The sequence below is a fragment of the Okeania sp. SIO2C9 genome, assembly GCF_010672455.1.
Lineage (GTDB): Bacteria > Cyanobacteriota > Cyanobacteriia > Cyanobacteriales > Microcoleaceae > Okeania.
The window spans coordinates 1-12,611 of record NZ_JAAHGO010000136.1 but is presented as its reverse complement, the minus strand read 5'-3'; the positions used below and the strand labels follow the sequence as shown (position 1 = coordinate 12,611).

Genomic DNA, 12,611 nt, shown 5'->3' with positions numbered 1-12,611 from the left:
GGCGATCGCGCAAAGTCACTTTATATGTTGCATTTAAAAATAGAATATATTCAAAGCAAAAAACAATGTCCACCAACCTAAGTTAATGGACATTGCTTTTATTCTTATTGGACAAACCTAATTTTAGATAGTAGAAATTAGATAATATATTTTTTTAGATAATAGATTTATATTTAAAGTACCGTATTTTTAACCAGTTCACTCAACTAGCTCAGGTTGATTTATTAAGGGTTTCAATTAGCTCACTGAACTAGCTGACCATATCCAACTAGCTCACATTACATAAATAGAAATTTTATTATAGAGAATTTGGTATCTAGATTAGTGTGATTTCTCTGAATTAACATATTTTGAAAAGTAATTTACAAGTTTTCAGCTTTAATTACTTACAAAAAACTGTATTATTAAAAAAATCTTAAAATATCTAAATTGGCTTTTCATCAATGCTATGTGATGGATAAAAACAAGATTATTAAACATTTTTGATATCTAGCTCAAAAGCAATAATAATCACTATATTTGAGACAAGAACTTAAATCAGTTCTAATTCCACAATCTATAAGGTTTAAGTATGAACAAAAAACTTGTCAGAAAAAAGAAAACCAGTCTGGTAAATAGACTGGTTACTCCATTTCTTATTGCTTTATTACTTCCGTCGGCTCTAATTATAGAATTTGAACCTGATAGGACTATTAGAGTTGAAATTAGAAAAAATTTTGCAGAACTTTTTCTGATTAACTAAGACTAAAGGTTGAATGGGTTTCTATTGTAGTAGGAATCCATTCATAGTTACAGGTTAAAAATTATAACCATTGACTTTCAACTAACTTTACTCTGTTTGTTCTTTCATTATTATATTTAATTATTTTTATTTAATCAGGATATTTAAGCTTTAATAACTATTAATGATTCATATAAGTTATGTTGTGATGTACAATCAATTTTTGACTTTCTATGCGAAGCATCCTGGAAAAGGAGTATTGACTTAGCAAAAATTGATTAAATATTACAAATCTCTCCAAATACCTGACTTTTGTTCTTTGGCTAAATCCTCTGCTAACTTTAAAGTATCGCTATCAGGACAAGTATAATAGTCCTCGCTCAACTTACCTAGACCATTAAAAAGTAACAATCCTGAAGCAGAATTTTCGCTGTTTCCAGTCCCTACCCAAACATCACCATACCAAATATCTTGTTTATCCTTGCCTGCAAATATAGTAGGAACTGTTTCTGGAGATTGTTTGATTTGCTGTTCCAGATAAGATTTAGCTTCTGGAGTTATATCATTTAGACCACATAGTTGTAATGTACGTTGTTTTAACCCTTGATTTATAGTCAACCGATTTCCACTAACTACAGACTTAATTTCCCAATATTCAGTTTCTGGAATGCCACTATCTCTAAAAGTTGTAATAGTATTGTTGCTGCGATTACAGCTTATTATACTAAAGACCATTATCAATATGGTCATATTATGGACAAGTAAATTTTTGTGTGAGAATTTTTTCATTGAATTTATAGCTGTACTTTGGACAAATTCCAGTAAACATAGAGGTGTTATCTCTAAAATATAATTACTCTTCATTAATGGAACGTTGAGAAGGTTAACTTAATTATTTTTTTAATTTCACATATTAATAGAAGGTATAAATAGATGATTGTTATACTAACAATATTATAAATAGATGAAATATAACAATAAATATATTTAATATGTGATTAATAAGAATTAATTTATATTTATTGTTAATCTTAAAAAATATTTATTTAAGTATAATATTTTTCCAATAGTTATTAACATTTTAAAAAATAAAAATATTGCCAATTTATTATATTAATTTAAAAAATATATAAAAACATAATAAGATGTGCCGATAAAAGTATTGACTATTTATTCATTATATAATTCAAAAAAATCAAAAAAATATACAGCTAATCGCAAAAATTAGCTGTATAATTTAATTAAACAAATTTCATCTAATTCAAAGAAATGAAAGGGCGCAAAATCTTTGTTACCAGCAAAGAAACCCAAAATTTCTTAAATTATATTTTAATTGTACCATTAAAATTTAACTACCTAAAAATTAATTGACTATCTATAAGATTATTTAATTAATTAACTCCTAAGAAATAAAGGTTTCTTCTCACTGGACTTTGAGTAATGCGCCTCGCTCAAGTCATGCCTAAATTATATAACGAAACCACAAAAATTGACAACGCTTTTTCAATTAAATCTGCTGACAGTGATAGCAAAGCGTCAAACTTCATTCACCATAATAGTTTGGTAATCCCTGAAGATTGGAAAAATTATCAAAGGAAATCTGATAACAAGTCTTACACCGATACTCCTATTCCCTTCATAGGTGTTGCTGATTTGTATCAGGATTTAATGTCTGTAGGTAAAAAGAAAGGCTTTAAACACTACTCTATAGGATTTGATGTGGATTCTGAGTTTAAGTCATGTCCTGACAAGCCAACTGAGATGTTGACTGTGCAGTTACGGGAAAAAAATTCTAACTCAGCTTTTGTCTTTAATATTTCTAACTATGACGTATCTCTATTAAGGAATATTCGTAAGGAAAAACGGATTTCTCCTCTTGCAGCGGTTTTTAATGCAAGAGATTCTATACACGTTTCTGACAAGATTTCTGGTATTTTATATGTACACGCTTCAATATTTTTTAGTTTTAAAGATATTTGTGCATTATTTCCATATAATCCTGAAATAGTTGATAAAGTTCAAGCACAATGTCAACAAAATCGTCGTATAACAACTCAAAAAAGTATGCCTGTAAAATTGTCGTATTATATTGAGTTAAAACATCCTGATTTTGATAATCCGGGATGGTATCAAGTAGCTTTAAAAATTGAAGACCAAGCAGCTTTATTAGGTGCTGTATCATTAAATAACGCTGCTCAAATTGTAGGAATTAATATGGAAAACAAAAACAAAATGGATAAATATAAAACTAATATGATTGCTCCTTTTACAGGTAATGGATTAGAAGAAGGCGACAACCCTGATGAAATGTTTTTAGACTTTATTAAATACTCTGCAAGCGATTGTATAACCTCAAATATTGAGCGTTTAGATAAAGAAAAAATGGTTCCTACAATTTATAAGGTAGCAGGGTTAACAGCTCCAAAACCCAATGAAATTGCTAACTCAGTAGGTTCTAAGGTAGCAGCTCTAATTGAGTCTTGGATTCGGTCAAAAGCAACTATATTAGGGGATTTAGAAGCATTAGGTCTATCTCCAGTAGAGGGTGAAGATGGTGAAAAGATAGACCCTATTCAAGTAGCTCTTAAGAGACTATTCCCAGACATAGACCAACCCGACATTATGACTTTAGCCAGTCAAGCTTCAGTAGGTAAAATTGTAGAGTATGATAAAGACTCTACAGCCATATATGGCATTGCAGTAAACGGCGGTCGCTGCAAGAATGAAAGACCTACCACATATTCAGTAATGGATTCAATCATAGCTGATGCCGATATTAGTGGTTGTTATGGTCGAGGTTTAATGAACCAATCATATCCTGTAGGACTTCCAGCAATCTTAGAATTTGGTCATGGTCAGAAAAAGATTAAACTTGGTGATTTGTTGAAGAAATATAAGAAAGAATTGATTCCCGGTTTATATAATATTACTGTTTCAGGAAAACTTTCATTTGACCAAGATTTAATTTTTAGTAAGTCAATTGAACCTCGCAAATTAATTCAAAAAACGAAGAAAGCTGTTTTAAATGATGATGTAGAAGTAGATATCCCATTCGCACTTTATACAAATGAAATAGTTAATGGAACCATTAACCACGACATTTTACAACTAATAGAAATTCACTCCTCAGATAAAGAAAAGAAAGAGTGGATGAACTTAGAAGTTGTGACAATGTACTATTATCCTAAATCTTTGAAATGTGATAGTTTTGACGAATTAGTTAGTAAAATTGTCTCTAACAATAATGTAATTGAATATAAACACATTTCTAAAGGAGTTTATTTAGGGGGCAATGTTAAGAAAGATTTACGTCCGAGGTATTGGGTTGAATTAAAATTATCAACTTTAATTGAACCATTATTAGATGCTCGTTCAAAATTAAAGAAAATTGCTAAAGGAAAAATATCGGGTGAGAAATTAGTTGAAGTTTCAGACCATTTAATTAAACAATTAGAATTGTCTATCGAATCAAATACAATTCCTAAAAGTGACGCGAACAGTCTTCAGAACTACATCAAACTGGTCATCAACACAGTATACGGAACAATCGCATCTCCCTACTTCAACATAGGAAACGTGGTAGTAGCTTCTAACATTACTGCTCGCGCTCGCGCACTTGCCTGGACAATGCACGTCGCAACCAATAGTCACCAGTCGATTACTGACGGCTCGGCATATTCAATTAATAAAGTGCGTTTTTGGGATAAATACACTCCTAGTTTTGGCACAATATGTCGTTGGAGTAAAGAAAAATCAACTATTCAAGACACTAAGAATGATAACTCACGCTACCCTCTAAAGCCACTAGCAGGTAATGGTGAATGGTTGGTTGAAAATGTTAATACTGAAACAGGTAAAGTAACTATTAAAAACGACGTTCAAACTATAGTAGGAAATTCTGATAATTGGAGCGAAGTTGATGATATTTATCATAATCACATCAGGAATCTATATACAAATAATGGTAAGGTGATACTTGATGTGGTAAATCAGATGAGTTTTGAACATAAAGATTTATACAAATCTATCGTGTGTCACTCTCAATCCAACTATATGTTTATCAGTTTTTTTGATGAGAAAAAAATTAAATGTAGAGGTCAAAAGTTTAATAAGTCAGTCTACTATCAAGGAGAGGAATTAGAATTAATTGAAAAAGAACACCCACTTCCAAAAATTTATCTTCAGATAGCCACAACAGGGACGGCTCCAGTTATAAACAAGTACAAGGTCGAAGAAATTTTGAAAGTAAATAAAGCTAACGATATGACAAGTTCCAAAAGTGAAAATGTTGTTCAAAAATATTGTTTGACTGCTGGTGACGTTATCTATAAAAATAGTGATTTAAACATTATTAGTTTATCTCAGTTTCTCTGGAAAACAGAGAAACAACATAAAGAATGGCAAAAAATGGACGCTCGATTAAAAAAACAATTAGGTTGGGGTTTGACCGCATATTTCTATAATCCTGATACTAAAGTAATTGAATATGGTAGAGCATTAGTTGAGATTCAAACAGCAATTAACGAAGGTAAAAATTGGATTGAATCAATCAGTAAAAATCAAAATGGTAATTCATTTAAGAAAGTGGTTGAGAAATTACCTAATCGCAATGATGTCGCGGTTAAAGAAGAAAATCCTAAAAAATTCCGTAGGGTACATGATGATTGGGAAAGCCGTCCCTTGAGCGTATCTGAACATTATTTTAAGAATAAAAAATCTCGCATTGGGGAAAAACTTTCTGATAGCGACAAAACTTCATCGACAAATACTTCCGAAACAGGTTCGACTGATATAAACCTTGAAAGTAGAACTGAAACTTTTACAACAATCCTAGATGATTCAATTGAGGAAAAACTCAATAAACCAACTCTTACTGATTTTGTAATCTCTAAAGAAAACGATAATCGCGATGGTTTTGTGATAGATGATTTTAATAATTACGATGGTTTTGAGATAGATGAGACTTTAGATGATGAAGATGATGATGAGGTAGACCTTCTCGAAGTAGCGGGTATTAAACGTAGTTGTTTAAATCGTATGAGTTTCCAAGAAGACGATTAGACTTTCTATTTTAACTAGGTGAAGCAGCCTATTAAATTTATGGACTGCTTCAAAAATAATTATGTATGTGGACGATAATTTTCTAAAACTTCACATATATGACTTACCCTGGCCAGAGAACATTTTTGATACTGGTCTGCTTCATATCTTCGGATAACTCCTTCATGTAAACCTGACAAATGTGCAAGCTCTTCTTGAGTTAAATTTTTAAGTTGACGAGTTTCAATTAACCATTCACCAATACTTTCAAGAAATTTAGAAATCATGTTGACACCTAACAAAATTGTGATACAATAGTAATTGTAAACGAAAAACAAATATGTAAGATTAATTATGACACGTTCTAAATCTTGGATGCCTGCATTAAACTCTGAAGGTTATTCTAAAGCTCGTTTTCTTGGATTGTTTGACCATGAATTTGAAAATAATGATGGAGAGATATTTACTCGTGCGGTGATTTTGTTTGAGGTACTGGGACGTAGTGGTAACTTTAAACAAGTTCCCCAGTTAGTATCACCAGTTTTCAATGAAAAGAATGCTTTAGGAAGGTTTGCATCTGCTATAGGATTTAAACATGAGATTATTACAAAGACTGATTCTGAAGGATTTGTACTTGATGAGTCAGATAATATCCACGAACTAGATGAGATAATAGAAAATGCTGTAGGTAAAACTTTTATTTTGAAAATGAAACCATTACCTGACAAACCTGGTTTGTGGACTATAGATTATACAACGATGAAAGAGTTCGTTCCTCCTGTAGTGCTAAATGAGGAACTTCCTAAAGCTAGTTAAAAATCCAAATCAAAAAAACCTACTAATAAACTTGTGAAGGACTAAATTCACAAGTTTATTTTTTAATAGGTATTAATATAAGGTTGTATAGAAACGTCATAAAATTGAGAAATATAACCATTTAAACCATATAAAATTGAATATATAGTGTGATTAGGTATTGGTGACTCCGGGTCAAATTTTTTGAAATTTTCTTTAACAATTTCCTTGCATTTTTCTGTTGAAAAAAGCAGTTGGTCATTCAATAGAGAGGCTAATAAAGAAGTATAGTCTTGCATATTTGCCTGTTCTATTAATATTGGTTGCAGTCCTAGTTGCAATAAAATATTTTCACAATATTTATTATTAGTGTAGCCACCTACTATTTTATTATTTTTATAAGTTTTACTAAAACCTTCCAAAGTTTTAAATATATTGCTAAATGATTGCTTAGAACTAGATAAAATTTCAAGAATCAAATATTTAAAACAATTACTTTTTTGATATCTTAAGACTCCTATACAAACAAGTCCAAAACCATTCATATCAGCATAGCTACCTATGACTATTTCATTTGAACCATAATTTGACTTGTAAAATTCATTATAGTCAGTCGGTGTTGTATTATTTGGTTTAATTCCTTTAAATATTAACTCTCCATGTTCGACAAATTCATTTTTCATATCACCAATTAGAAATTGCAGTAGTTAAAATTGTCATTTTTTCCTTAACTATGGGTGAGACTGAAATCGCAAAAGCAGTTGCCATCACAACATCATCATGTTTTCCTGGTGCAGCTTCTAATTTTTTACCCTGCCTCCTAAAGCTCAACATTTCACCTATTAATGGAGATTGAGGACTATAACCTAACTGACCTCTTTCTAAGGCTAGAACCATATCTGAAATCATTGTGGGTTTGGTGTCGCCAGTAGTCCTAATGGATTGGATATTAATCCCTTTGAACTGTTTAGTGAGATTTTCCAGGTAAACTTGACCAACTCCTCCAGTAATTTCAATACCAATCCCTTTAGGCTTATATTTTTCAATCATTTTTGATATTTGGTAGAGGTTATAATCACTGGTTTCATGGCGTTTGCGATACATATCTACAAGAAAAAGTCGGTTTTTTGAATATTTCCAGACAACAAATACACAATAGTCTTGACCTATCGTAGATGTATCTAGCCCCGCATAATACTCGCTAGAGGGGTCGAAAACAGTATTTAGGTCATTTACTACGTTATCCCTGATTAGAGTGGTTGAGAAGACTCCTACAGCACTATCTACAAATCTCAAATTATATTCTCTCTGCACTGTTTCCCAATCTGTTCCATCTTGCTTTAATCGGTACTCTAAGTAATTTGGGATTGTTTTATAGATCGGATGAGCTAGAAAGTGAATTATTATTTTACAGGTTCCTGCATCGTCCAGAAACCAGTAAAGTCCAGGTATTTCTTTGTATAAACTTCCTTCAGATACTTGGATAGCAATATCTTCAATATCTATACTTCCATTGTCTTGATTGAGTTTATCCCAATACCAACCACTCTTAGTCGAAGGAGTGCTGACCACAAATTTTTGCACCATACCTGCCGACAACGCGCCACTAGGACTTGATGCAGCATAAATTTGTTGTATTTTTTCGACAAAAGCAGCTTCATCAAACAACATTCCAGTAGCAGAGTCTAAAGACCGAGAACCCTCTTTACTACTATTTTTGAAATAAACGTCACCACCATTTTTTATCTTGAGATATCCTACATTATCGTTGTCAGCGACAGCGTATTTTGGGATACTTCCCAACATTTGCTTACAACGACGACTGATAGCACTAGCATCTTCACCATTTCTCATAAAGGCTATGCTACTAGCTGCGGGGTTTCTGATAGCGTCTTGTAAAAATTTACTCACAATAGTCTGAGTAACTCCCATCTGACGACTTTTGAGGATTACACAATTGGTATAGGTGTTAGCGAGGTTCATCATTATTTTTTGATATTCGTAAGCTTTAAACCGCACCATAGAACCACCTGACCGAATAGTGGTAAGTTCCACAAACTCTCCCCAAAACTCCGGAATCTCTAGAAAGTCATCTTTAATATGTCCGTATTTTTTGATTTGTTTAAGATTAGGTTTAACTCTAAACATTGCCAAGGTCTAAATAATCTTTATTATTAATATCCAATCCCATACTCTCAACTGTTTTTATAGCTTGTGCTTGATTAATTATCAAACTTAAAGCAGTTGATTTGTCAAGTATGCTAAAAGCTACTTGTAAATCTCTCATACATCCTGGAGGCAAACCTATATTTTCACCACTTAGAGCTTTATTTTGTGCGTCTAAGGTAATTTCTAATTGATTCAAATAAACTCTTAAGTGGGCTTTCTGTACGAAATCTATCACTTCATAAGGTTTTTCTACATCTATTTCATATTTACTGAAATCTATATTTCTTAACTCTACTTGAATGGGTTTGTTTTCCGTGGTTTCATCAGAATTAATATTTTCTAAAAGACCAAATATATTCAGATGGTTATTAAGTTCATTCATATCTATTTCAACATCTAAATTTACATTTAATTCTTGTAATATTTTTTCATTTGTATATCCTTGTTTAATCCTATTTTCCACAAAATTTTCTAAAGAGCTTAAACATATAGGACACTGACACTTAGAGTTCATAAAATCACCTGAAATACCTAGATATGTTAGAGTCTCTTTGTTCGTATAAAGAGACTTTTTGTATTATACTGCGACAGGTTGTTCCATGATGTTCAAAACCTCTGGAAGTAAAGTTGGTAAATCTTTACGATGATATTTCCCATTCCACATATTTTGGCCGACCACTTCTTTCTTAATCGCTTCAGCTTTAGATATATTTGGGATTCCTAAATCTTCTAGTTGAGAAATAATTACCTCTTTGATGTTATCCCAAACATAATTGTATGACTTAAAGTTAATTTTTTTATGACCCATTTCTAAAATTAACTTTTCACATACAGCACAAGTGGGTATTATTATTTTGTTGATTTCCGTTTGATTGTGGTTGTATTTCATAATTCCCATTATCGCCTCATAAATTTTGATAGAAATAGCCTTACTTTTACGTTTTCCTGGTTTGTTGTTATTTTTATCGTAATTAAAATCGGTATTCAATTCGTTGTTTTTTATGACTGTTTCCACAAAATAATTATATTTTTCATTGTGAGTATTTTCAGTTTTTTCGACAGTATTAAGACCGTTAATCTCGTCAACAATTTTACGTTCAACCGAATCTGTTTGAGTTAGTTCAGAAGTTTTTAAGGGTTGAATAATTTTTTCTTCAGTTTCAGTCAATTTAGAGTCATTGTCGGTTTGACGCAATTTAGTCCCTTTGCCTATATCTGATTCAATACTGGACTGGTGTAAGACCTTATCTGATTCCGTATCCATAATTAACTTTTTCTCGATGGATTTAGAATCTGATTCCAGGCGATATTTTTGAACTAATGCCCGTACTAAATTGTCGTCAAGCCCTCCCACTTTATTTTTATTTATTGGCACGTCAATATTTATAGAGTTAATGAAGGTATCTTTTTTATAAATTGCTTGATATCCTTCCGTTTCTGAAGAGTCAGCATGATTTAAACTCGCACGAAGTAATTCTTTTACTTGATACTCGTCAAGTCCTTTACTGACCCAAACTAAACCCATAGCAGTAACGTAAAACGCTCTTGCTTTATGGCTCGCGTTGTCGCTCATTCCTTTGGTAAAAGACGAGGGATATAGGTCGTCTTCCCAAATTTGTTTGAATAATTTGGCATATTTCTTTGAATAGTAACTATCGTGATATTGTCCCAAGTCTGCTGGTTGATTTTGGATGATAGGACAACTCATAACTTTATTCCATGAAGCTTTGATAAGTGCAGCGGGGGCTAAAGTAGGTCTAATGTACCAACCATCATATCTGTCTCTTAATTTAGACAAGCCTTTATAAGCTATTAAATACTCTCCAACGACTTCCATTTCACGCTTAACAGTGATTAGTTCTCCGTTAACGTTTTTAGCTATGTGAGGGGTGTTAAGTTCGTTTTGCCGAAATCCAGTGAGAACTTGTAAACCTATATTAATAACCATAGGGTCTGAATCTCTTAATAAGCCACAAGCTTTTTCAACTATATCCTTGACTTCCTTTGGTTCTGATGTTTGGAGTATAGGATTGCCATACTCGTCAAACCCCATTTTTTTAAGATTAGTTACTCGTCTTTGGTCATATAGGTCTTTCATTATATGTAACGAGGGTTCTAAAAGACCGTATGCTATATGCTGGCGGATTTTTCCTTTATTTTTGATATAAACATCTTCGTTTAACTCATAAACCGGATGTTCTTTACCTGAAAAGACCTTTCTACATTTTGATAAATGGTTAGATATGGTACTAGCTGTTAGAGTATTTTCCTTGTATCTTTCTTCAATATAGTTTTGGTATTTAACGCAAAATACATACACTTCTTTGGGTGTTTTGAATGAAAGAATTTTCTCATAAACAAATAACGGCGATAGCAAAGGTTGGGATTTCGTTAAGCTAAACATCTCATCGGTCGTGAAAGCACCGTCAGATTTAATAGCAGTTTGCGACGACTTTTCAATTATGGATTGTGGACTTGTTTCAACCTTCGAGTTTTCGGGTTGATTTATAAGAACTTCAGCTTTCTTCTGTTTATTCCCTGCCTTACGTTTGTCATCTCCAACCAACAAAGCAACAATTGCGTGTTTTTGACGTTTACGACAAGCTGCATCTACTCCAACCAGTTCTCGTTCTTTGCCCATTTTCTTAAGTTGTTCTTTAGTAAATGCGTAGTATTTACTTTTTTTGGTTTTGGTCATTTGATTAATTCCTTCTCTATTTCTTTTATTATACACTACTTTTATTATAGAACACAACATTTAGGTAACAATCAGGACAATATAGAAAATATTTTTTCATCTAAGTATTATGTGTAAATAATTACAATGAACAAAAAATCGATGACATTGTAAAAACATTGTCACTGACTTGTAACCTGATTTAGCTTTAGTTGTAAAAAGGTCTCAAACCATTACTATGTAAAGGATTGACATAAATATTGTAATTACAAACGCAAAAGGTTGTAATTGATTTGTAACTGGCCAAATTTGGGACTTGTAACTGGTTTGTAAATCGGTCTCAAAACCATCTCCAGTAAGCACTTGATGTCATTTTTCTCAATTAATAAAATTAAAAATTTTGTAACTGGTTTGTCAATCCTTTATAGCGCAAAGGTTGTAAGACTCATAATTAATGATTTTTTATTGAGAATACACTTGTCATCTCAATGTCACCAAGTTGTAAAAGTACCTTAAAGTCTTGTATGATATAGTTTCTAGCCGAATTACAAACTGGTTACAAAAAATTGTCTAAAATCCGCTATTGTTCACTATGAACATTATTGGTGCTGGAAAAACAAAAAAAACACCAGGATTTTTACTCTCTGGTGCTAGGTAGTAAAACTCTGGTGCTGGAAAAAACTCATAAAAAAGCTGAAAACCTTATGATATATGAGTTTTAAGTCAGCACCAGAGTTCTAAAAACGCTTAAAATAGCCAAAATATCATGCTGATAATTGATATTTCAGGATTCCAGCCAATCTCCGTACAGAATTATTAGGGTTTCTTTTTTTACTTGACCATTTATATGCGGTGGTTTGGTCAACCCCCAAAATATCTGCTAATTGACTGATTGTCCAGTTCATATCATAGGCTAGTTGAATGGGGTCATAATCCAACTCCCCACTACCAAGTTGACTTAGCAGCTCGTGCTGTGAGACCATAATACTTATCCTTTTATCTAGGTTGTGCTAGTTATGAGGCTAGGAGAAGTGGGTGATTGCAGTCGTCCACTTTTCCGTTCACGCCACATATTTATAAATCCCACATTCCGCACTTCAATTTGAATTACAACATACCACAAAAAAACTTGTCTATTTAATTAAGTAGAATTACTTATGGTATTTAGTGACTTCAAGTGAGATCATAAAGCTGATGATCCCATGATTA

At 32.2% G+C, this 12,611-nt stretch carries 9 protein-coding genes; 2 read left to right on the top strand and 7 right to left on the bottom strand.

Annotated features, from left to right (window positions below; genetic code table 11):
* Positions 1-1,006 precede the first annotated feature (1,006 nt).
* Positions 1,007-1,456 (bottom strand): thermonuclease family protein, encoded by a 450-nt coding sequence (locus F6K23_RS38565; protein WP_293166217.1) that lies wholly within the window; start codon positions 1,454-1,456, stop codon positions 1,007-1,009.
* A 723-nt stretch (positions 1,457-2,179) separates the two neighbouring features.
* On the opposite strand from F6K23_RS38565, the gene F6K23_RS38560 reads away from it, so the two are divergent.
* Positions 2,180-5,782, top strand: a complete 3,603-nt coding sequence (locus tag F6K23_RS38560; RefSeq protein ID WP_293166215.1) for a hypothetical protein — start codon at positions 2,180-2,182, stop codon at positions 5,780-5,782.
* A 59-nt stretch (positions 5,783-5,841) separates the two neighbouring features.
* On the opposite strand, the gene F6K23_RS38555 is transcribed toward F6K23_RS38560, so the two are convergent.
* Complete coding sequence (locus F6K23_RS38555) at positions 5,842-6,048, bottom strand: helix-turn-helix domain-containing protein (protein ID WP_293166213.1); 207 nt, start codon at positions 6,046-6,048, stop codon at positions 5,842-5,844.
* Between the two features lie 67 nt (positions 6,049-6,115).
* Here F6K23_RS38555 and F6K23_RS38550 point away from each other — a divergent pair, with 67 nt between their 5' ends.
* Complete coding sequence (locus tag F6K23_RS38550; protein WP_293166211.1) at positions 6,116-6,577, top strand: hypothetical protein; 462 nt, start codon at positions 6,116-6,118, stop codon at positions 6,575-6,577.
* Between the two features lie 62 nt (positions 6,578-6,639).
* Here F6K23_RS38550 and F6K23_RS38545 read toward each other — a convergent pair whose 3' ends face one another.
* The 5 genes from F6K23_RS38545 to F6K23_RS38525 all read right to left on the bottom strand — a co-directional run bounded on the left by F6K23_RS38545 (position 6,640) and on the right by F6K23_RS38525 (position 12,385).
* On the bottom strand, positions 6,640-7,239 hold the full coding sequence (locus tag F6K23_RS38545) for a hypothetical protein (RefSeq protein ID WP_293166209.1): 600 nt from the start codon (positions 7,237-7,239) through the stop codon (positions 6,640-6,642).
* A gap of 1 nt (position 7,240) precedes the next feature.
* The gene (locus tag F6K23_RS38540) at positions 7,241-8,704 is read right to left on the bottom strand and encodes a terminase large subunit domain-containing protein (protein WP_293166207.1); all 1,464 of its coding nucleotides are present in this window, start codon (positions 8,702-8,704) and stop codon (positions 7,241-7,243) included.
* Complete coding sequence (locus tag F6K23_RS38535; protein WP_293166205.1) at positions 8,697-9,239, bottom strand: hypothetical protein; 543 nt, start codon at positions 9,237-9,239, stop codon at positions 8,697-8,699. Before F6K23_RS38535 ends, F6K23_RS38540 begins: the two co-directional genes overlap by 8 nt.
* Positions 9,240-9,302: 63 nt before the next feature.
* Complete coding sequence (locus F6K23_RS38530) at positions 9,303-11,423, bottom strand: protelomerase family protein (protein ID WP_293166203.1); 2,121 nt, start codon at positions 11,421-11,423, stop codon at positions 9,303-9,305.
* Between the two features lie 743 nt (positions 11,424-12,166).
* The gene (locus F6K23_RS38525) at positions 12,167-12,385 is read right to left on the bottom strand and encodes a helix-turn-helix transcriptional regulator (protein ID WP_293166201.1); all 219 of its coding nucleotides are present in this window, start codon (positions 12,383-12,385) and stop codon (positions 12,167-12,169) included.
* Positions 12,386-12,611 lie beyond the last annotated feature (226 nt).